The sequence below is a fragment of the Vibrio phycocola genome, assembly GCF_054404255.1.
The window spans coordinates 1-21,011 of the sequence record NZ_JBTAMQ010000007.1 but is presented as its reverse complement, the minus strand read 5'-3'; the positions used below and the strand labels follow the sequence as shown (position 1 = coordinate 21,011).

The following is a 21,011-nucleotide window of genomic DNA, read 5'->3' as shown; positions in this document are numbered from 1 at the left end:
TTAAAAACCGCTAATACATAGCAATAGGTAAGATATTTAAAGAAGAAGAGTGCGAAAACAGGGCAATTCAAGCACTGAAATAGTGATTTATTAGAAAAGTATCTTATAAGAAACGAATTATTTAGCCGTCACCCAGAGGATTTCTGCATCTTTTTCACTGACAGAAATCAACATGTGTCCCATATTTGCATCGTAATAAACACTGTCGCCTTTCGTGAGGTTTACGGGTTCGTAAAACTCAGAATAAAAAGTCACCTCTCCTTCTAAGATTAGAAGAAATTCTTCACCATCATGACGAACCCAATCACCATACTCTTCAAAAGTTCGCGAACGCACCTGTGTTTTAAATGGCATCATTTTTTTGTTCGATAATTGAGTAGCAAGTAACTCATGTTCGTACGTTGGAGTAGGATGCGGTTTCCCTTGCATAGAACGGGTGACATCTCTGCGTCCAGTTGCAATGATTTTCTTAGGCGGTTCAAATAGTTGAGGCATATTTATCGCTAGCCCATTGGCGAGTTTTTGCATAGCCTGAAACGTTGGTGATATTTGCTCATTCTCTATTTTACTTAACGTAGAGCGTGCCAAACCCGTCTTCTGGCTTGCTTCTTCCAAAGTAAGGCCAAGATTCAACCGAATATCTTTAATTCGTTGGCCGAGTTTTAGAGGCTGAATATTCTCCTCTGCTGAATCTTTTTCTAGCAACAATGAAGGATAATCATCAAATATTTCATCTTGCATTCTACCATCCTCGACCTTAGTCATTTTTATACGGTAAATCATACGAGTCACACTCCCCTATATCATAACGGCTTGGCGTGAAAAATGCACCTAACCCATAAACGCAAGAGAAACATAGTTTCCTATTGGAAATTTTAATTGAATATTGCAGGTTGAAAAGGTATGTTATCGACATGTTGAGTACGCCTATAGTTGTGCGTTTATTACCCCTTATTTTTGATTTGATTATTTGGAGAATTTGTCATGGACAATACGTTGAAGTTTACTGAAAGCCACGAATGGGTTCGCGATAATGGCGATGGTACTGTCACGGTGGGTATTTCCGAGCATGCTCAAGAAATGCTTGGCGACGTGGTATTTGTTGAATTACCAGAAGTCGATGCCGAGCCAGAAGCCGGCGATAACTTCTCACTTGTTGAATCTGTAAAAGCAGCGTCTGAAATTTACATGCCTATCAATGGCACGATTATCGAAGTTAATGAAGATCTCGAAGGCAGCCCAGAGCTTATCAACGAAGAACCATACGAAGGCGGTTGGATTGTAAAAATCAAAGCAGCAGACCTTGCAGAACTTGATGGCCTAAAATCGGCTGAAGATTACTTCGCCGCTATCGAAGACGAGTAATAATTTCGAGGTGGTGAACACTGCTTTTAACGTAAAAGTAGTTTTTGCTGTTTTCAATATCGTCAACCACCAACCTATTACGGTGGTTGAAGTGCAACGCTAGATTTACCAAGGTACCGGAATAATGACACAGTTACTGAATCGTCTTTCGACTCAAAATGAGTTCGTCTCACGCCACAATGGCCCTAATTCAGCGGATCAGCAATCCATGCTTGAAACGCTTAACGTTGATAGCCTAGATGCGCTCATTGCTCAAACAGTGCCTCAGTCGATTCGTCTAGAGCAGCCAATGTCATTAGCCGCACCTATGAGTGAATCTCAGATGCTGAGCGAGCTGAAAGCCATTGCTCAGCAAAATCAAATTAAGCGTACCTTTATCGGTCAAGGATATTACAACACGTTCACACCCAACGTAATTTTACGGAACGTGCTGGAAAACCCAGGTTGGTATACTGCTTATACGCCGTATCAACCAGAAATATCTCAAGGCCGACTCGAAGCGTTACTGAACTATCAACAAATGGTGATGGATCTTACCGGCATGGAAATCGCCAACGCATCGCTGCTTGATGAAGCTACAGCGGCAGCAGAAGCCATGACCTTGTGTAAGCGCGCTGGTAAAAGTAAGAGCAAAGTATTCTTCGTTGCCGACGATGTTCATCCGCAAACTCTAGAAGTGGTGAAAACTCGTGCCGAATACATTGGGTTTGAGGTCATTGTTGGCGAACTCGACTCGCTTCCTGAACAGGATGTGTTCGGCGCTTTGATTCAATATCCTGGCACCACAGGTCAGGTTCGTGACCTTACGGATGTGATTGCAAAAGCCCAAGCCAACAAAACCCTTGTTGCCGTTGCGACTGATTTACTGGCCTGCGCACTGCTTAAGCCTGCGGGAGAAATGGGCGCTGATGTCGTGATTGGTTCGGCGCAACGTTTTGGTGTCCCCGTTGGTTATGGTGGTCCACACGCCGCATTTATGGCGACACGTGATAAACATAAACGTACCATGCCCGGCCGAGTAATTGGTGTGTCTATCGATACTCACGGTAACCCAGCGCTGCGCATGGCGATGCAGACTCGCGAACAGCACATTCGCCGTGAGAAAGCGACCTCGAACATTTGTACCGCGCAGGCGTTGCTGGCAAATATGGCCTCTTTCTACGCGGTATTCCACGGCGCAGAAGGATTACGTACCATTGCTCGTCGTACTCATCATATGACCGCAATTTTGGCGGCTGGCTTAACAAAGTCTGGTTACGAACTCGAGTACAACAGCTTCTTCGATACTATTACGCTAAACACAGCGAACAACACCGATGCGCTCTATGCAAAATCACAAGCCGCCGACATCAATTTACGTTTGCTACCGGGTAAACTTGGCATCAGCTTAGATGAAACCACCACTACCGAGGATATCGCGGCGTTGTTTGCTATCTTCGACGTGAAGGAAAACATCGAAGCGTTGTCTTCAGCGATTGCCGACAATGAGTTTGCCGCGATTCCTGAAGCCTGTCGCCGCGAATCTAAGTACTTAACTCACCCCGTATTCAACACGCATCACAGCGAAACCCAAATGATGCGTTATCTAAAACAGCTTGAGAACAAAGACTTCTCGCTGACCCACGGCATGATTCCACTGGGCAGCTGTACCATGAAGCTCAATGCCGCGGCAGAGATGATTCCTGTTACTTGGCCTGAGTTCGGTGCGATTCACCCATTTGCTCCCCTTGAGCAAGCGGCGGGTTACACCGCATTAGCAAAAGATTTAAAAGAGAAGCTGTGTGAAATTACCGGCTACGACGATTTTTCTCTACAGCCAAATTCAGGGGCATCGGGCGAATACGCGGGACTGATTGCGATTCAGCGTTATCACCAAAGCCGAGGTGAAGGCCATCGTAATGTGTGTCTAATTCCGAGTTCTGCACACGGAACTAACCCAGCGACAGCCTCTATGGTGTCGATGAAAGTGGTCGTGGTTAAGTGTGATGCCGATGGCAACATCGATATTGATGATTTAACCGCGAAGATTGAGAAACACAAAGACAATCTTGCGAGCATCATGATCACCTATCCATCGACACATGGCGTGTACGAAGAGCACGTTCGCGAAGTATGCGATTTAGTTCATGCTGCTGGCGGCCAAGTCTACCTTGATGGCGCTAATATGAACGCGCAAGTCGGCCTTACGTCGCCTGGGTTTATTGGTTCAGATGTGTCGCATTTAAACCTACACAAAACTTTCTGTATTCCTCATGGTGGCGGCGGTCCGGGAATGGGCCCAATTGGGGTGAAATCTCACCTTGCGCCTTTCTTACCGGGTCACATTGAAAATGGTGTAGAAGGAAGCGATTACGCAGTATCAGCAGCAGATCTAGGCAGTGCATCCATTCTTCCAATCTCTTGGGCGTACATCGCTATGATGGGTGAACAAGGTCTCACCGAAGCCACACAAGTCGCGATTTTAAACGCCAATTACATGATGGAGCGTTTATTGCCACACTACCCGGTTCTTTACCGTGGCAGCAATGGGCGTGTTGCTCATGAATGTATTATCGATATTCGTCCGTTGAAAGAAAGCAGCGGCATCAGCGAAGAAGATATTGCAAAACGTTTGATGGATTTTGGTTTCCACGCGCCAACCATGTCGTTCCCAGTTGCGGGTACGTTGATGATTGAACCAACGGAATCTGAAGATCTTGAAGAGATCGATCGTTTCTGTGACGCGATGATCGCCATTCGTGCCGAGATCGACAAAGTGGAAGCCGGTGAATGGCCAATCGAAAATAACCCATTGGTTAACGCGCCTCACACTCAAGTTGATTTATCATCCGAGACCTGGGAGTGCCCTTATTCTCGTGAAAATGCGTGCTTCCCAACCAAACAAACTAAGGCGTCGAAGTACTGGCCAACCGTGAACCGTGTCGATAATGTCTATGGTGACCGTAACTTGATTTGTTCATGCCCGAGTATTGAGAATTACGAAGAGTAGAGATCAGTGATGATCACAGATAACCAAGTTGGAAACTGTGATAACCGAGTTGAAAACTAACTTAAGTAAAAAGGCGAACGCAAAAGTTCTTTCTAAACTAAATTTGTAGCTCTGCTTTTACTACAACTTTGCTGCTTTAATGAAGTATCTATCTACTCGGCTGAAAGACTCGATTAAGGGCTGGGCTGTTTTAATTGCAAGACTAATATCATCCACAGATGCCTCATCTACATCTATCAACTTTTCCCGAAGAAGTTTGAGTGTTTGATGGGGTACACCCATTTCATGAATAGCTGCATAGCCCGCCGTAAGCTTCTGATTTTCCATGTCACTGATTATGTGACTGTAATCAAAGGTTAAGCCTGTACTTTCTTTCTTATTCAAGAAATACAAAATATCAGCAAATAATGACAAAAAGTTCGGGAAGCTAAACCCATAGACATTTGAGATTATTTTGAGCTCATCATCAATTACACCTGACATTTGCTCATCAAACTCATTTTGAGGACAATCATCTTCTAGGAGTTGTTTGTGTATCCATTCCATTTGTTGCTTGAGGTAATGCTCAACGGAGTCAGCCGCTAAAAATGCACGAAACTTCCCACAAATACTTGTTACAGGATCTTTTCCGTCTTTTGGCGTTACGGAAAAACCATTCCTTGTAAGTACTTTTTTCCTAGCTTCAATAAACTGTTCCATAATAAAGTACAAAGCATCTGTGGTTGGTAGCTTAAAAAAATTCAACTGCTTATACAGTTCAAAATCAGAGAGCTGAACATTCTCTATAGCCCTTAACAAGCACTCTATCTTCTCTACCTCAAATGAAGAATTGTTGCGGATTATCTCTGTAGGAATATCGGTTTCTTGACTGAAACGTTCCCATGCTTCTAAACCTCCAGAAGATAAGTGCTCACGATCTATTGAACCCAATAAGTTCAACGGGCATTCACTGTCCTCATCTCCAATTGGAATAACCAACTCGTCAGAGGCGTCATCGTCTGGTTGAGATTGCAGACAATAAACTCTACCCACAAAATGCTTATACATCCTCCCAGCTCTGCCTTTGATGTTGTTATGCGTAAATTTATCTATGCTCTCAAGCCCGTTATAGTTTTCGTATATAACAACATTCTTAGCTCGGGTGTTTACTCCTTCTATTATTGTTGAAGTGCAGATTAAGACATTGTGCCTTCTTGACCGATTAAAAATATCAACAGAGAAGTGCTGCAACGCTCGTGGCAATACACCATGATGTAATACAACTCCATGCTTCAGAGCTTTACAATAGTTCCATCTAGAGTCATAAGTTTTCGACAACCAATCGATAAACTCACCCTCGAACTGTTCTTCAAATTCTCCTTCAGTCATCAATAACTGAGCTAGTTTATTGGCGGATTTTGGAGAACGGCAGTAGACTATCGTCTTTTCTCCCTCGCACTCTTTTAAAATCTGTAGCAGTACTTTTTTCTTCATTTCGGCATCGCTTGCAGCAATATCATAGTCCTTAACATCCACTGACACAGTCCGAAAGTCGCTACAAATAAAAGTAAAGTCTCCAACTAAACGCGATAAGCCTCTAACGTTCGTTATATTAGGCCCAATAAAGAACCACTGCTTAGACTTCTTAAGTAGCTGAGACAGAGAAATATTTAGAGATATGGCTCGTTCGTCATACTTCAGAAAGCCTTCACTATTGTACTTAAAGCCCAACTTATAGAACTCATCAATGATGAAAAGATCCACATTCTCGATATCACCCCTTTGGTTGGCTCTCTCCTGAGTCAGAACGAAAATTGTAGGTACGGTATCATCATAGTGTTGACTGTTATGGTGAATAATCCGATATAGACCATCCAATGAGGTTGCCAACTTTTTTCTTGTCTCATCAATGAGCGCAATAGTAGGGACTATTAGAACAACCGTATGATATCTATCATTACTGAGCATATTTGCTAGTATTTCACTTTTACCCATACTTGTAGGAGCACTCAGCACAACGTTTTTACCATCACGCAACTGATTGAAAACCCGTGTCTGAGTAGCATGAAACACAATATCATTCCCTGCTACAGGTTTGTTTGCTTCGATTGTTACAATGTCTTCAAGATCATGCTCATCAAATTCACTCTGAAGGTAAGGAAACAATCCTGCTTTCTTAACTAGATGCTTAAGAATTGAGTCGTAGCGGTGATACTTCTTCCTCTCATCTAAGGCTCTTATCACCATATCACGGCCACTTGCAGTACTTATTGGATTAGATAGGAGCTCTGAAGCAGTTTTTAGGTAAACAATTGGGTTGATACTATCTTTAACATCAATGCTCATGAAGATATCTTGCCTTTCAATTTGCTTAATATCGTATCGTTACACGGGGTCGGGAAAACATAGAACCCTAGACGAATTTGATTGAAGAAAGCATTCTTGGAAATCATTGAATCATACATATATTTGATTTTGTCTTTTATTTCTTGGGTTAAATCGCCCTCACTAGTTGTGTAGTCATATGAAGGCAACCTGTAAGAAATAAAAACAACAAACTTGAATCGTTCTAGATGAGAAGAGAAACTATTTGAAGTATCTAGAATGGTATCAATATCATGCTTAAACAGATACTTATCATCTTTACCTTCCAAAATTATTTGTCGGTCTTTGTCCATATCAATAAACACTAGTTCATTCATCTTCTCACACAATCGTTCGATGACTTCAAAAATGTCATCGCTATTCTCTATAAATTCAGTGACGCCTATCCACAGTTCATGGTTGTTATCATTTCCACGCACTATATGTACAGAGTCAAACTTCAGGCATTTAGCATTATTTGCAGCAAACATCACCATGGGTATTGGCTGTGAGACATGCTGCTTTCTCATAATGCTGTTCAAGATTGTTCTAGACGTAACGACTTTTAAATCGAACTGCGCAATCCTAGAGCGAAGATCAATCGACTTGCTTATTGCTTGAGAATTAGCCGTAAGTTCCGACGGCCTGAGAAATACTTCGTCAACCCAATCGACAAGCATGTCTACCACATGGTCATACCTATATGCATTAAAATTGAATCCTTGTACGAATCCTCGCTTTCTTCGATTCTCAACACGTTCATCAAACAACGGAGTAACTATATCTGGCAAGTCGATGTCAGGATAAGCTTTGGGTAATAAAGCATTCTTCAAAGCAAAATCGCGTAATAAGTCGATAGCCTCATTTCGAGATAGAGTCTTATCTTGGACTGAACAAGTTTTCTTACACAATTGACTCTTTCCATAAATTCTATTGCATAAGATTTCACCGAGTTGTCTCACTGATTCATTTGTAAGTACGCAGTTTAATAACTCTTCACTTGCAGCTCGTAAATTGTGCTCAACTTGCAGGACAACCAGCTCTGTAGAACAAAATACGCGCCATACCGTGTTATCAACCCAATAATCACCTCTATTACCATTCTTAGAGGTAAAGTTTTTTCCTAATGCTGAGTTGATTGACTTAACTAATTGTTCCCGCCCAGTCTTAGCCGCTCTGTTCTCTAAAGGTATCTCTAAAAAGCTTAAAGGCCCTTTTACTACACGATCAGTGACCATCATAAACTTGCTTACTAGGTTAGTATCTTTGTCTAGCTCCAAGCTCTTGTGTAATACAGATGAGTAACGTTTTGGTTTCTTATCTTGAGTGAAGTTGCGACACTCTTTTAACTCTTTCAAATTCCACCCGTTGTCTACAGTACCTGTTTTTACCTGTACGTGTGTGACAATGTTCTTTGGGTGAAAAAGTTCTATGTCATCTCCGACTTCACAGCCAACTCCACTAATTCGATTATCAAGGAGCATCTCCGAAGCAAACAAAGTTGCTACGTAGTCTTGAAAGAAAAAACCTTTCTTAGCCCCGACTCCACCGCCATTATTCTCATCCATCTGATACATAAAGGTATTCTGCTGTCATTTACCAGTTTGACTCATTTTATCCCTTATATTTGATAAGTCTATTTGTTAATGCATACAGATGTATAAAGTAAGAATGTGTTCTTCTCATAAATCAAATTACTACACATCAATATGCGTAACTTTCATCCGCTTCGATTGGATAGATCTACAAGAGCGATTTCTAGTCCAAGTGCAGGCAATCTAGATAGAACGCTCCCTCACTATTCTGAAATAACCTTACCTTCCCCTCATTCGTAACCAAGAAAACAACAACAAGCCCAATAACATTACTATTGATCAGTAAAGATCTTAACCAAAATGTTTCATTACACTCCAAAGGTGCCAGCGCGTCAGCTCCTTCAAAGATGACAAGTGTCTTGCGTCTACAACCTTCCAAAGTAGCAACCAGTTCTCGATTCTCTTCTGCTGCGAAAGCAGCTAGGGGGGATTCATACTCATTAAAGTTCAGATTAAAGACATCTATGCCTCTACTCTTAGCTCGGTCTCTACACACATCCAAGTAGCCCTCTGATGTATGCTCAGTTATCAATGAGCAGATAGTAAACTCTAGTTCCCATGCCATACTGATAAATCTTTCTGCGCTTACCTGAGAAAAACATCAGAGTAAATGTAGCTAAAGGGAAAAGTATCAGATTAAGAAGCTAGTTTGCGAAAAACATCAGAATAAGTGGTTTGAAAGAGAGTGCCACAAAAAGTGAAACTCTAGCAGGCCAATTCTCAATAATGTTCTCATTAACTTAACTATATCAAACAGTGTCGGTTTCGCTGTATGGAAGCTAAAACAGACTAATCACTACTCCCTCTTAGTTTCCATTTTAGTTATCGCTACGAAGTTCAACCAGATACCCAAATTACCAAAAGTTTCCAACTTGGTTATCCTTAACGTGATTTCCAAACGATTGATACAGAAAGTTAGCAAGTTTAAATCTTAGTTATCTGTGATCAGTAACGCCACAACACGGTGTGGTGAGACTAGCGATAGACATAAAAGCGAACCGTTTGGTTTGCAAGTGTGTCGCTAGCTAGCGAGCACTCCCCTATTATTTTCTTTTAAAGCGCAAGACGAGTTGAGCGATACGGCCAATTGTTTTTTTTTGAAACTTCCAGAAAAAACGAAACTGACCACTAATAGACCCAAAAATCAGCAGCAGTAATTGATAGGTGAAAAAGCCCAAAACATACGGGATTACTTTTAAAAGTGTGTGCGACTCACTCTCAATCCCAAACCAGGAAAAGTACTGAACGACGCACCAACCAGTAACGGATCCGGTAATCGAAAATACAATTAAAATAATACAAAATTGAAGGTGACTTTCGACTCCCCACTTGGTTTTGAGCTTTGCTGCCCAACCATTACTTTCGGGTTTTGAGGCGAGTTTGGGTTCACTATTCATATAGATTCATCTTTGTTTTGGGACACTTGTTTACAACATGAATAGTATCCGTTAATCAATCGTTAGTTGTTCACAACTTGCCGAGTTGTAACCAAGCACAATGTCGAAAACTGATCGGTTAAAAAGGCTTCTTTCCCGGGCGTTCTTTTACTCTCTAGTACGACGGTGCGCTCGTTTAACTTGCCTTCAAATGTCCACTTACTGAACGCTTCATGTCTGGCATCCGAGCAGGGAGTTTGCAGTACGTAACTTTCTGTTACCGACGTATCGCATTTTCCCAGTGAATTTCGAACACCATGAAAGGTAACATGGCTATCTCGATCGCGATAACTGGTCACCGCTAGAGCATTAAATAGGTGAACATCATCAATACCAGTTTTCTGCTCTAGCATCCGATGAGGGTTTTCTTTAAGGCTGACTCGAGCAAGATCTATTAACTCTTCAGAACACGGGATAGCCTGCTCAGCAGCAATATGCTCCATCGAGGTTTCTTGAGCGTATGTGAGCGTAGAAAAACCGATCGAGAGCAAACATACCAAGGAAGTAGATTTTGTTTTCATACTAGCTCCAAATAAACAACGAGCGTAACACCATTAGGAGAGAGACGATATCTTGAATTAGAGCTATCGTCTTTAATTATTAATGAGAAGGCGTTGGAGCCACTTTCATGATTGTCTCATAACGGGCGCCATCTTCACTTATCAATGCTAAAGGAAAAGACTGTCCTTCCTTGAAGGGTTCTTTTATAGATATAAACATTAAATGGTAGCCATGAGGACCGAATTCAAGCGACTCATTAGGGGCCAATTCAATGACGTCGACCTTACGCATTGCCATTTTGTTCTCTCTCATAAACATTCGATGAAGCTCAGTATGGCTGGCTACTGGAGTTTCCGCACCGACCAATCGTATTGGTGCTTTGCTTTCATTGGTGATCCTCAAATAACCAGAACTGACTTTTACACCGGGAATGGTCGGTTTTGCCACCACATGGCTAATCGCTAAACCTGATCTGACTTCACTAGTCGTATTGTGAGTGGCTACCATCGACTTGGTTGTCGTGGGCTCATGAGCATGATGCGCTGAATGGTCATCCGCAATGACCGGAAAGTGGATAGATCCAAATACAATAGCGAAGCTAAGAACCATGGATTTCATTATTCGTTTCCTTTTGAAACCGTGTACTGTTTAACGACTCTTTCAATACGGGAGGCTAACTCAGTAGGAGTAGTACTGTGACTCATTGCATCAACTAGCCCGCCATTTGGATCGAGCACAAAAAAGCGTGAAGAGTGATCAACTGTATAATCGAGTACTGATGATTCCATACTTACGATATCAACATAGACCCCATAATTATCAGTTACCACATCAACTTCTTCCTGAGTGCCAGTTAACCCGAGTATCCGTTTGTCAAAATACTGAGAGAATTGATATAGGGATTCATAATCATCCCGGCTAGGGTCAACACTGATAAAAAAGCCTTGGACTTGTTCATAACTACTTGGTTTAAGTAAACTAAATGCCGCAGACATAACACCCATTGAAGAAGGACAGACTTCGCTGCAATTTAGAAATCCGAAATAAAGGACGACGGTTTGACCTTTATAATCATCTGAATCAACGGGACCATTTAGACTGGTTAGTTCAAACCGACCACCAAGCTCATCGATAGACCTTGGTGTTTCGCCGATGGGAACCGTCGTATTGTTGAAATACAAAGACAATAAGCCTAACAATATGAGCAAACCAACGGCTATCGCCCAACGTGAAGGGTTCATGCTCATTAGCTGTTTCCAGTAGGAATTGGTTGCACCAAGCTTGCCACAGTTTGTTCGACACTATTTAATGTTGAAAAATCGAGCGAGATTAAGATACAAAATACAAAAATACTGACGATAGAAAAAATCGTTAATTGCTTACCCCATTGTTGAGCAGGCATTTTCTCGAACCGTACTTTTGCAATATAGAGCCAATAAAGACTAACCAAACCCATTCCTAATGCGTACCAGCTACCGACATACCCCATATAGGTGAGTGCCATTGCTGCAAGTGCAAAGGCGACAATATAAGCAATGATATGTGTGCGTGCTTTCAAGATTCCAGATTGAATCGGTAATACAGGAATCGAAGCAGCTTTGTAGTCATTGAATCGATATATCGCAATGGCATATGAGTGAGGAACTTGCCAAATACAGAATGTCAAAAACAGGATTGCCGCACCAGCATCAAACTGATTACTTACCGCACAATAACCAATGACTGGTGGACACGCTCCAGATAAACCACCAATCAAGGTGCCATGAACAGAATGACGTTTGTAGTAGAGCGAATAAAACCCTACGTAAATTAGCACTCCTAATACACCGAAGACAATTGCTAATGGTGTGGTATAAATTGACAGTACAGCAAAACCAATAATACCGAGTATTACGGCATAGATTAGAGCGTGCGATGCTGGAACAATTTTCTGTACTAACTCACGTTCGCACGTTCGCTTCATCAGCGCGTCAATGTCTTGGTCAATATAATTATTGAACACACAGCCTGATGCGACGATACAAACCACACCGATTGAAACTGCAAGAAACAGTTGCCAGTCAATATGTCCCTGTGAAGCTAAGAAAAACCCGCCAGCAGTGGCAATTAAATTGCCACGAATAATGCCGGGTTTCGTCAAGCTTATATAGTGTTTCCACATAGAGAACATCCGTTTAGTGTCCCATCAACATGTTGTGATTCAAATGCTGCATGATCCAAAGTGAACCGATCAGAATAATGGCAACAATAACCACAACAAATACAGCAGAAGTGGTGTTCCACATCTGATCAGATGATGTGTTCATATGAAGAAAGAACACTAGTTGTACAAGTATTTGGGCCACAGCACACACTAGAATGACAGGAATTAGGAACTGTGGAGAACCTAATTCAGCTCCAACCAGAATAAATGGAATTAGGGTGAGTATGACGGACAGAATTAGTCCCATCTTATACTCTTTAACGCTACCATGTGCTTGACCGCCATGGTGCTGTTCAGAAGATTGACTCATTAGATGACCCCCATCAGGTAAACAACGCTAAAGACACAAATCCAGATAACATCTAAGAAGTGCCAGAATAAGCTTAAACAAGCCAAGCGGGTTTTGTTTTCGGTTGTAAAACCATCACGTTTAAAGTGAGCAAACAGTACTAACATCCATACTAGGCCCGCTAAGACGTGGAGTCCGTGCGTACCCACTAGCGTATAGAAAGAAGACCAGTAAGCGCTACTGTGGAAAGTCGCCCCTTCATGGCTAAAGTGATAAAACTCATAGAGTTCCATGACTAAGAAAGCAAAGCCGAGCGCAAACGTAATCAGTAACCATTTTACGAGACCGCGCATATCTTCAGCGTTTGCTTTCAACATCGCGATGCCAAAGGTAAAGCTACTCGCAAGCAACAGTGCGGTTTCTGCCATGACAAATGGCAAGTTAAATAGCGTTTGCGGATCGACTTGACCCGCGAAGCTGTTAGAAAACACAGCAAAAGTCGCGAAAAGTGTTCCAAATAGAAGACAGTCGCTCAGGATATAAATCCAAAAGCCAAACAGGGTGTCTCCAGCATAGTCATGATGATCGTGATCATCATGACTGTCTTGTTGAGTGTTTACCGAGTCAGTATCGAGTAATTCATTTGTAACGGTCATCTATACTCCCTCCTTAGCGGTATTGAAGGCATCGGTATTACCCGAGTTGTTTTTTTCTTCAGAATCGCTGGCTTCTTGTTTTGCTTGAGCAACACGCTCTAAGTGGCGACCTTCAATTTCTTCAACTTCGGCAATTTCCACGTAATAGTCTTTACTACGTTGGAAGCTGTAGATTATCCAAGACGCTAAAATTCCGACAAAACTAACGGCTACCAACCACCATATGTACCAAACAAAGCCAAAACCAAGTGTTAAGGAAAACAAACTAATCACAACACCTGCCCAAGTATTTTTCGGCATGTGGATACGCTTATAGCGTTCTGGTTTTTGATAAGCAGTGCCGTTCTCTTTTTGGTAAAAGTGCTCATCGCGATCATGAATTTTTGGTAACACAGCAAAGTTGTAAAATGGAGGTGGTGACGAGGTCGCCCACTCTAAAGTACGCGCATTCCATGGGTCGCCAGTGGTATCGAGGTTCTGTTTTCTATCTCGAATACTGATATACACCTGATACACCTGTGAGGCGATGCCTGAAGCAATGATCATTACACCGAGTGCAGACAACCATAATAGAGGCGCCCAATCAGGGTTATCAGCGACGTTTAATCGACGAGTCATACCACTGAAACCAAGTACGTAGATCGGCATGAAGGTAACAAAGAAACCGAGTGTCCATAATGAACACGAGATTTTTCCCCACTTTTCGTTTAACTTAAAGCCAGTCGCTTTAGGGAACCAGTAAGTGAAACCGGCAAAGTATCCAAATACTGCGCCACCAATAATAACGTTATGGAAATGGGCAATAACGAATAAGCTGTTGTGCAGTAAGAAGTTGGCTGCAGGTACGGCTAACATTACGCCCGTCATACCACCGATAGTAAAGGTGAATAGGAACGAAATGGTCCACCACATGCTGGCGGTAAATTCGACTCGCCCTTTGTACATGGTGAACAACCAGTTGAATATTTTAACCCCGGTGGGTATCGAAATAATCATGGTCGCAATACCAAAGAACGCGTTTACACTTGCTCCTGCCCCCATCGTAAAGAAGTGATGAAGCCACACGATAAACGACAGCACCATAATAACGGCAGTCGCCCAAACCAGAGAGGTGTAACCAAATAGGCGTTTACGTGAGAAGGTAGCGGTAATCTCGGAGAAAATACCGAATGCCGGCAAGATCAGAATGTAAACTTCAGGGTGACCCCAAGCCCAAATCAGATTCACGTACATCATCTGATTACCGCCCATATCATTGGTAAAGAAATGGGTGCCGATGTAACGATCTAAAGTTAGTAACACCAAGGTTACCGTTAGGATTGGGAAGGCTAAAACGATCAATGCGTTTGCACAAAGTGATGTCCAAGTGAACACCGGCATTTGCATCAATTTCATGCCTGGAGCACGCATTCTAATGATGGTAACGACAAAGTTAACACCAGTTAGCAAAGTACCAATACCGGATATCTGCAATGACCAGAGCCAATAATCGACACCAACCCAGGGGCTATACTCCATTCCTGAAAGTGGCGGATAAGCCAACCATCCAGTTGCTGCAAATTCACCGATGAAAAGTGATGCATTAATTAATATGGCACCAACGACGAATAGCCAGAAACTCAATGAGTTTAAAAACGGAAAGGCAACATCTCGCGCACCAATTTGCAGTGGAACGATGACATTCATCAGACCAACAACTAAAGGCATCGCGACGAAGAAAATCATAATTACACCATGAGCGGTGAAAATTTGATCGTAATGTTCCGGCGGTAAATATGAGGCATCAACAGTCGCGGCCGCTTGTTGGGTTCGCATCATAAAGGCATCAGCAAATCCCCGTAGCATCATTACCAATGCCACGATCATATACATCACGCCGATTTTCTTGTGGTCAACTGAGGTAAACCACTCGCTCCATAAATACTTCCATTTACCTAGATAGGTAATGAGGCCGAATAGACCTATTCCGCCTAAAACAGCAATTATCATTACTGGTAAAATAACGGGATCTGTGTAGGGAATGACGTCCCAGTTTAGCTTACCGAAGATCGGATCGGGTGCAGCATAAACATCACCTTTATAAGCCATTGATTACTCCTGAATGTTTCTCGATGATGTCCTTGAATCTAAGCGGTTCAATGGATTGATAGTACGTTACGGGGTGAGGCGTCTTAATCTGCTCTTTCGAGTTCGCCTCCAACGCAGCGTACGTTGTATCGTCTAAAATATTCTCTGTGGACTGAATGTTCTCAACCCATTGATTAAATGAAGAATTGTCTTTTACGTGAGCTTGGAAGCGCATGTTTGCGAACCCAAAACCACTGTAGTTTGCAGAAATACCTCGGTAGACACCGATTTCCGACGCCATCAGATTGAGGCGGTTTTCCATACCTGCCATGGCATAAACCTGACTACCTAATTGAGGTATGAAGAATGAATTCATGGTGGCGTCAGAGGTAATTAAAAATTCTACCGGTCGGTCAACAGGAAACGCGACTTCGTTTACCGTAGCAATATTTTGCTCTGGATAAATAAACAACCATTTCCAATTCATCGCAACAACCTGAATGGTCAATGGCGGCTTTTCAGATTCGATTGTTTGTCGGGGATCTAAAGAATAAGATGTTTTGTAAGTCACCCAACCCAATGCAAGAATGATTAGACATGGTACGGTCCAAACAACGATTTCAATCGAAGTCGAATGCTCCCAGTCGGGCTTATATTCTGCATCTGTATTGCTATGGCGATATTTGTAAGGAAAATAAAACACCATAAATATCACTGGAACAATAATAATACCCATAAGCAAAACCGACGTGATTATCAGATCGCTTTGCGCTTCTCCAGTGCTTCCTTTAGGGTCAAATAGCACCATGTGACTACTGAACAATATAAGAAAAAAGCCAACTATGGCTAAAGCCACCAGTGCCAGCGCTGTTTTCTTGCTAACCCTTATTTTCATTGCCTCTCCGATTTAACATATTTAACACTGTGTAAACTATTTGTTAACAATGCGTAGTGTTTATGGGCGTCCAGGTACTTAAAATGTTTTTAATGGACATTTAATTAAATTAATTAACTCTACTCTATATTATGACAGGTTAGTTCATCAAATCCATAGATAAATCAAGCTTTAAAACCATACTTTTAATAGGGCTAAGTGGCTAATATCTATAATATTAATTACTAATATATTGGGTTTTGCTTTGTTTATATATCTAGACTTACTAGTTAGGATTTAGTCTATATTATTGAATTTTATTACTAAAATTTAAAAGAATAATGGGCAGGAGTGTAATCAGAATGAAAATAAATTGCTTCTTAGAGGTTAATCTTTATAACCGAATTAGGTTACAAAGCCTTACAAACGTCATCGACATGGCAATATAAGTAACAAGTTTACGAATAGCGGGTTTTTTAGTCGAGAGATCTGATCGCTGAACCAAACAAACCAAGGCGTCGAAGTACTGGCCAACCGTGAACCGTGTCGATAATGTCTACGGTGACCGTAATTTGATTTGTTCATCCCCGAGTATTGAGAGTTACGAAGAGTAGAGATTGGTATAGCCACGATACTGTTTGTGGTAAGGTTATCGATAGACATAGAAGCGAGCCATTTGGTTCGCTTTTTGTTTTTATTCGGAGGTGGGTTGGTTAAATTTATTAGTACGTCTCAGATATATCGTACTTTTGCATAAATGCACTAGAACTAAAACACCCGACTAAACTTCCTAATGATATTGAAAATGCAAGAATAAAAATGACTGCCTTGGATATGTCCCCACTAAAGATACTGCCTCCAAAAAAGTAGCTCAGCATAGAGACAGCAAACCCAATAAACGCATACTTATTCAAAAGAAAGAACCAAGGAATCTCAAAAGCCCAAAGCTCACTGCGGCCTATAAACGTAGACAAGCCGCCAAAGACATATATTAATGCTCCGAGCAACCCAATGAAGATTACTGATAATATATAGGGGAAGAATGCCTTACCTGTAAACAAAACGTATCCCATACGCCAAGTATAAAAGAAAGAAACAATCCAAAAGATCACGACTGGCCCGATTATGAGTCCCATTTATTCTCCTTGAGTTTGACGCGCGTTAAAAGGTGAGAAGCAGTTGACTAAACTTTTTGAACGAAGTGAATTCGAGCCAACTGTGACGAATCCGGCTTGATGTTTAAGACTCTGCAAAAGCTTGCAAGTTTGCTCCTGTTAATTGATAACCTAGCCATTCACTTTTGGGTTTAGCGCCCAAGGATTCATAAAATTTAATTGCTGGTTCATTCCAATCAAGCACACTCCATTCAAATCTGCCACAGTCTTTTTCTACCGCAATCTTTGCTAAATGTTTTAAAAGTAGTTTCCCCGCACCACTACCTCGTTCAGAGTGACTGACATACAAGTCTTCAAGATAAAGACCGTTTTTACCTAACCAAGTAGAATAATTGAAAAAGTAGACGGCAAAACCAATAGGCTCACCATCTTTTTCGCAAATGATGGCTTTAGTAGACGAATCTTTACCAAAAATTGAGTTTTCAATTGAAGATTCTGTAGCTAAAACCTCATGTTCAGCTTTTTCATATCTTGCGAGTTCTTTAACAAACCGAAGGATTAGAGTTGAATCTTCTCTCTTTGCTTTGCGTATTATAATTGACATTGATACTCCGTATAGAAACTAACGCCCACTTAATTGGACAAAAATTGTGGGCTAAAATTTATTGAGGCACGAAACATAGCCCGATGTTTTTGTTGCGATTTTAGATTCTTGTTATGAGTAAATTTCTCGTATGGCATCAATTAAGCCGTATACAATTAGTGGGTTATCTACTCGTGCTTCTGGGTGGCAATATGCAATGACATACTTCCTTGGTGCTCTCTCATACCACCAAATTCCGCGATTAGTCCTCTTCCATTCATATTCATTATGCCCTGAAGTATCCTTAAACAGGTCACCTGTACCTCCACATATTGTTATATCGGGATTATAAAGAGAAAACTGTTGCTCAATAAAGTTACGGTCTTCATTAGCTACTTTATTAAGAGAAGCTTTATCTGTGGTGTGCGTACCTGGTGATTTTTTTAAATTCATTGCACATATTGATTTTAAAGAAGTCTGTCTGTCTATTTCATTAATTTCATCAAACTCTTTCCAGGGTATATCGCGATTTATACTCCTGATTCCCTTTACCCAGCGGGTAACATTATTCCATGTCTGAGATCTAGCCCCTTCAGCTAGAAATCCTCTTAAATCCCAACCACCTCCATCGGGATCATTAACTTCTTTTAATACTATGCATATTTTTTTCTCGGAATTTAAGTAATCCTGTTCCGAAACTAAGCCATCAGAAACAAAACCTTTTCGATTTCCTTTCCATTCACCAAAAAGACTATTTTCTTCATTAGTTATCGACATGCTAATCCTTTACTCATAGACATAATTACTCCCCATCTCCAATCAATCGTGGATTAGCTGAACGCTAGAGCCATAATAGTTTTTGTAAATGAAACTAAAAATTGGAGATCAGCATGTCAAAACATAACATACTTTTCATCGTCCTTGATGCCCATAAAGAATTTGTTGAAATCGCTTATATCGAAGAATAACGTGGAGCACTTCCAGTTCATTACGGCAGAGTTTCTAGTGCGAAAGCATCCATAACAAAATTTGCTCGGCAATTTCAATCCAAGTATCCCAATACCAACACTGTCAACTTCCGCTATAAAGACAGCCAAACCAAATTATGGTAGACACGAACTTTGCCCCCATTCAAGTTCTTGATCCTTATCTTGCAGCATGTGTTAAAAAAAGGGCTTCAGCGAGTGAGAGATTACGGGTTTTTACGAGGAAATGCCAAAACGCTGCGACAACGGATACAAATGTTATTGCTGCCGCTGTTTTATCAAATACCGACTAAAGCCACGCAGGTAAGGAGCAAACCAACCAGAGCCTGCCCGTGCTGTCAGCACGAGATGAACTGTGTCGGAATCAGCCGACCGACTTAGCCGAAAGGCAAACCTTATAAGGATAATGGCATTCACTAGAACGAAAGGAGTCAGCACAACACTAACAAGCAAAAAATAATGCTAACCCATTGATAAAGTTACCTTCGTAACCTTATCTTGATACCGCTCGCCTTGAGAAAAGAACCAAGGTTAAGTCACCCATAAAATCCAATCGTACAATTTACTATAAAGAGTGGCTTCGGGCTTGTTCAACACCCAGATAAGATGCCGGCTGCGCGACATCTATCCTTATCTGTTATGTGAATTATAAAGCCATCAATGTACGGTCGGTTACATCAACTAACTCTCGAAAAAAACGAATACATTTATCAAGTTCATCACGTTTAACAATATGCGTAGATTGTTTGTCAGTTTGAGCTCGATGAACAGCTTCGCCTCTTTTCTTTAACCAAGAATTCAATGCTGTTCTGGCATCCTTTGCTGTTTGGTAATTACCCCAAATCCAGCTCTCTGTTACGTCAATTCCGAAAAACTCTAAAAATAGGTCTTTTGTTTTTTTAGAATCAGGATTATTAAAAATTTTTAAATGGTCTCGAAGCCTATTGTTAATGATATTGCCAACTTGTGATCCCATAACCATGCCGTACTTAGCTTCAATTAACTCACTTGCGACATCTTCAACATACGTTTCCCATGCAGTTAAGGTCATTATTAATGTTGCTCGTTTTAGTACTTCCGGTGGTTGGTCAGTACAACCGCCCGCATTCATAGCGTCGTAGCATGAAATTAATTCTTCAGAATCAGATATAGCAAAATTGAACGCATCTTTAGCGATTGACATAAACTCTCCATATTCACATAACGCCGCCAACAGCGGCTGCCTTGTAGTTGATTGGTGTGCGCTAGCGTAGCGTCAAAGCACATAAACCAAGCAACGGAAAAGCAGTCCGACTGCTTGGCCTTGTTATGCTCATTTTTTATTGAAAAACTTTTTCAAGTCCAGCCTTATCCCAAATACTCCTGGCTTTACTTCCATTGCGTCTCCTAACCTAGCGATAACACCCATTTTCACTACCTTTTTAGGTTGGCTATGATCCCAGCTAAGCTGTTCCCAGCACAAAGTTCTAACTTGAGAAATTATTGAAGCAGCAGTTTCAGCAGTTTCACTATCAAATGGAATATAAATACAGTCATCTGACGACTCTTCAATCTGATCAATTGGGTCTTTTGTGATGAGAAGGCCTGGAAAGCTGTTTTCTAGTTTTAAACACACACCCAATATTTGACCAGCTATCTTATTTGCACTCCTTGGATTTGGCATATATAGCGCCACTTTCTCTTCGTACATTTCGCCAAGCTTTTCCAATTCAAGCTGGACATTACGAGAGAATTCGTTTTGCTCATCGTATGCTTGAAATATGTAATAGATATGAATATTGGCTCTAGGGTCTGATGAACCGATATATGATTGAGTTACAAACATTTAGATTCCTTTTTATGCATAACGCCTCATTAAGAGGCAATAAAATAGCTGGTTAAAATTAGCGAGGCACGAGCAAAAACCAGCTGTTTTTTGTCCTACTTAAGTGACTTGTTATAAGGTACTTTCACCTAAAGTCCAACGCTCTTGATTATAGATATATGGTTCGTCATTTTCATCAAACGAC

Annotated in this window: 20 protein-coding genes and 1 pseudogene; 4 read left to right on the top strand and 17 right to left on the bottom strand. The window is 41.3% G+C overall.

All coding sequences use genetic code 11. The features are described 5' to 3' along the window. Positions 1–117: 117 nt before the first annotated feature. Complete coding sequence (locus ACXJY6_RS10415; protein WP_458768279.1) at positions 118–741, bottom strand: helix-turn-helix domain-containing protein; 624 nt, start codon at positions 739–741, stop codon at positions 118–120. A 243-nt stretch (positions 742–984) separates the two neighbouring features. Here ACXJY6_RS10415 and gcvH point away from each other — a divergent pair, with 243 nt between their 5' ends. Further along, the gene (gcvH, locus tag ACXJY6_RS10410; RefSeq protein WP_456050152.1) at positions 985–1,365 is read left to right on the top strand and encodes a glycine cleavage system protein GcvH; all 381 of its coding nucleotides are present in this window, start codon (positions 985–987) and stop codon (positions 1,363–1,365) included. A 124-nt stretch (positions 1,366–1,489) separates the two neighbouring features. After that, the gene (gene gcvP / locus ACXJY6_RS10405; RefSeq protein ID WP_458768278.1) at positions 1,490–4,354 is read left to right on the top strand and encodes an aminomethyl-transferring glycine dehydrogenase; all 2,865 of its coding nucleotides are present in this window, start codon (positions 1,490–1,492) and stop codon (positions 4,352–4,354) included. Between the two features lie 120 nt (positions 4,355–4,474). Here the strand turns inward: gcvP and ACXJY6_RS10400 are convergent, their stop codons facing one another. From ACXJY6_RS10400 to ACXJY6_RS10335, 14 genes are all read right to left on the bottom strand, one after another. Then, entirely contained in the window at positions 4,475–6,679 is a 2,205-nt protein-coding gene (locus ACXJY6_RS10400) for a DEAD/DEAH box helicase (protein WP_458768277.1), read from the bottom strand. Then, a complete protein-coding gene (locus ACXJY6_RS10395) occupies positions 6,676–8,274 on the bottom strand; it encodes a dsDNA nuclease domain-containing protein (protein WP_458768276.1) in 1,599 nt (532 codons plus the stop codon). Before ACXJY6_RS10395 ends, ACXJY6_RS10400 begins: the two co-directional genes overlap by 4 nt. A gap of 1,061 nt (positions 8,275–9,335) precedes the next feature. Continuing rightward, the gene (locus ACXJY6_RS10390) at positions 9,336–9,689 is read right to left on the bottom strand and encodes a DUF6787 family protein (protein WP_458768275.1); all 354 of its coding nucleotides are present in this window, start codon (positions 9,687–9,689) and stop codon (positions 9,336–9,338) included. Between the two features lie 62 nt (positions 9,690–9,751). Next, positions 9,752–10,249 (bottom strand): hypothetical protein, encoded by a 498-nt coding sequence (locus ACXJY6_RS10385; RefSeq protein WP_458768274.1) that lies wholly within the window; start codon positions 10,247–10,249, stop codon positions 9,752–9,754. Positions 10,250–10,328: 79 nt separating this feature from the next. Continuing rightward, complete coding sequence (locus tag ACXJY6_RS10380) at positions 10,329–10,847, bottom strand: copper chaperone PCu(A)C (RefSeq protein WP_458768273.1); 519 nt, start codon at positions 10,845–10,847, stop codon at positions 10,329–10,331. After that, the gene (locus ACXJY6_RS10375; protein WP_456050147.1) at positions 10,847–11,476 is read right to left on the bottom strand and encodes an SCO family protein; all 630 of its coding nucleotides are present in this window, start codon (positions 11,474–11,476) and stop codon (positions 10,847–10,849) included. Before ACXJY6_RS10375 ends, ACXJY6_RS10380 begins: the two co-directional genes overlap by 1 nt. Beyond that, complete coding sequence (gene cyoE, locus ACXJY6_RS10370) at positions 11,476–12,390, bottom strand: heme o synthase (RefSeq protein ID WP_458768272.1); 915 nt, start codon at positions 12,388–12,390, stop codon at positions 11,476–11,478. The genes ACXJY6_RS10375 and cyoE overlap by 1 nt, the downstream gene beginning before the upstream one ends. A gap of 13 nt (positions 12,391–12,403) precedes the next feature. Beyond that, positions 12,404–12,742: a cytochrome o ubiquinol oxidase subunit IV gene (cyoD, locus tag ACXJY6_RS10365; protein WP_456050145.1), complete on the bottom strand. Its 339-nt coding sequence runs from the start codon at positions 12,740–12,742 to the stop codon at positions 12,404–12,406. Next, entirely contained in the window at positions 12,742–13,377 is a 636-nt protein-coding gene (gene cyoC, locus ACXJY6_RS10360; protein ID WP_456050144.1) for a cytochrome o ubiquinol oxidase subunit III, read from the bottom strand. Before cyoC ends, cyoD begins: the two co-directional genes overlap by 1 nt. Next, positions 13,378–15,426 (bottom strand): cytochrome o ubiquinol oxidase subunit I, encoded by a 2,049-nt coding sequence (cyoB, locus tag ACXJY6_RS10355; protein WP_458768452.1) that lies wholly within the window; start codon positions 15,424–15,426, stop codon positions 13,378–13,380. 28 nt (positions 15,427–15,454) lie between these two features. Continuing rightward, complete coding sequence (gene cyoA / locus ACXJY6_RS10350) at positions 15,455–16,339, bottom strand: ubiquinol oxidase subunit II (RefSeq protein WP_456050143.1); 885 nt, start codon at positions 16,337–16,339, stop codon at positions 15,455–15,457. 701 nt (positions 16,340–17,040) lie between these two features. Continuing rightward, positions 17,041–17,454, bottom strand: coding sequence for a hypothetical protein (locus ACXJY6_RS10345; protein ID WP_456050142.1), 414 nt, complete (start codon positions 17,452–17,454; stop codon positions 17,041–17,043). 103 nt (positions 17,455–17,557) lie between these two features. Continuing rightward, positions 17,558–18,037 carry a GNAT family N-acetyltransferase gene (locus ACXJY6_RS10340; protein WP_458768271.1) on the bottom strand — a complete coding sequence of 160 codons (480 nt, stop codon included), beginning with the start codon at positions 18,035–18,037 and terminating at the stop codon, positions 17,558–17,560. Between the two features lie 111 nt (positions 18,038–18,148). Further along, positions 18,149–18,793 carry a hypothetical protein gene (locus ACXJY6_RS10335; protein WP_458768270.1) on the bottom strand — a complete coding sequence of 215 codons (645 nt, stop codon included), beginning with the start codon at positions 18,791–18,793 and terminating at the stop codon, positions 18,149–18,151. A gap of 113 nt (positions 18,794–18,906) precedes the next feature. On the opposite strand from ACXJY6_RS10335, the pseudogene ACXJY6_RS10330 reads away from it, so the two are divergent. Both ACXJY6_RS10330 and ACXJY6_RS10325 read left to right on the top strand, forming a co-directional pair. Beyond that, positions 18,907–19,125, top strand: a pseudogene (locus ACXJY6_RS10330) (IS110 family transposase); the annotation flags it as partial. Between the two features lie 12 nt (positions 19,126–19,137). Next, positions 19,138–19,383, top strand: coding sequence for a transposase (locus ACXJY6_RS10325; RefSeq protein WP_458768269.1), 246 nt, complete (start codon positions 19,138–19,140; stop codon positions 19,381–19,383). A 265-nt stretch (positions 19,384–19,648) separates the two neighbouring features. Here the strand turns inward: ACXJY6_RS10325 and ACXJY6_RS10320 are convergent, their stop codons facing one another. Together ACXJY6_RS10320 and ACXJY6_RS10315 are read right to left on the bottom strand one after the other, a co-directional pair. Further along, the gene (locus ACXJY6_RS10320; protein WP_458768268.1) at positions 19,649–20,185 is read right to left on the bottom strand and encodes a HEPN domain-containing protein; all 537 of its coding nucleotides are present in this window, start codon (positions 20,183–20,185) and stop codon (positions 19,649–19,651) included. A 129-nt stretch (positions 20,186–20,314) separates the two neighbouring features. Next, entirely contained in the window at positions 20,315–20,827 is a 513-nt protein-coding gene (locus ACXJY6_RS10315) for a hypothetical protein (protein WP_458768267.1), read from the bottom strand. Positions 20,828–21,011 lie beyond the last annotated feature (184 nt).

Bases quoted from the DNA above. Each gene is read 5' to 3' on its own strand.
- ACXJY6_RS10415 (WP_458768279.1), bottom strand. From the start codon at position 741: ATGCAAGATGAAATATTTGATGATTATCCTTCATTGTTGCTAGAAAAA.
- gcvH (WP_456050152.1), top strand. From the start codon at position 985: ATGGACAATACGTTGAAGTTTACTGAAAGCCACGAATGGGTTCGCGAT.
- gcvP (WP_458768278.1), top strand. From the start codon at position 1,490: ATGACACAGTTACTGAATCGTCTTTCGACTCAAAATGAGTTCGTCTCA.
- ACXJY6_RS10400 (WP_458768277.1), bottom strand. From the start codon at position 6,679: ATGAGCATTGATGTTAAAGATAGTATCAACCCAATTGTTTACCTAAAA.
- ACXJY6_RS10395 (WP_458768276.1), bottom strand. From the start codon at position 8,274: ATGTATCAGATGGATGAGAATAATGGCGGTGGAGTCGGGGCTAAGAAA.
- ACXJY6_RS10390 (WP_458768275.1), bottom strand. From the start codon at position 9,689: ATGAATAGTGAACCCAAACTCGCCTCAAAACCCGAAAGTAATGGTTGG.
- ACXJY6_RS10385 (WP_458768274.1), bottom strand. From the start codon at position 10,249: ATGAAAACAAAATCTACTTCCTTGGTATGTTTGCTCTCGATCGGTTTT.
- ACXJY6_RS10380 (WP_458768273.1), bottom strand. From the start codon at position 10,847: ATGAAATCCATGGTTCTTAGCTTCGCTATTGTATTTGGATCTATCCAC.
- ACXJY6_RS10375 (WP_456050147.1), bottom strand. From the start codon at position 11,476: ATGAGCATGAACCCTTCACGTTGGGCGATAGCCGTTGGTTTGCTCATA.
- cyoE (WP_458768272.1), bottom strand. From the start codon at position 12,390: ATGTGGAAACACTATATAAGCTTGACGAAACCCGGCATTATTCGTGGC.
- cyoD (WP_456050145.1), bottom strand. From the start codon at position 12,742: ATGAGTCAATCTTCTGAACAGCACCATGGCGGTCAAGCACATGGTAGC.
- cyoC (WP_456050144.1), bottom strand. From the start codon at position 13,377: ATGACCGTTACAAATGAATTACTCGATACTGACTCGGTAAACACTCAA.
- cyoA (WP_456050143.1), bottom strand. From the start codon at position 16,339: ATGAAAATAAGGGTTAGCAAGAAAACAGCGCTGGCACTGGTGGCTTTA.
- ACXJY6_RS10345 (WP_456050142.1), bottom strand. From the start codon at position 17,454: ATGGGACTCATAATCGGGCCAGTCGTGATCTTTTGGATTGTTTCTTTC.
- ACXJY6_RS10340 (WP_458768271.1), bottom strand. From the start codon at position 18,037: ATGTCAATTATAATACGCAAAGCAAAGAGAGAAGATTCAACTCTAATC.
- ACXJY6_RS10335 (WP_458768270.1), bottom strand. From the start codon at position 18,793: ATGTCGATAACTAATGAAGAAAATAGTCTTTTTGGTGAATGGAAAGGA.
- ACXJY6_RS10320 (WP_458768268.1), bottom strand. From the start codon at position 20,185: ATGTCAATCGCTAAAGATGCGTTCAATTTTGCTATATCTGATTCTGAA.
- ACXJY6_RS10315 (WP_458768267.1), bottom strand. From the start codon at position 20,827: ATGTTTGTAACTCAATCATATATCGGTTCATCAGACCCTAGAGCCAAT.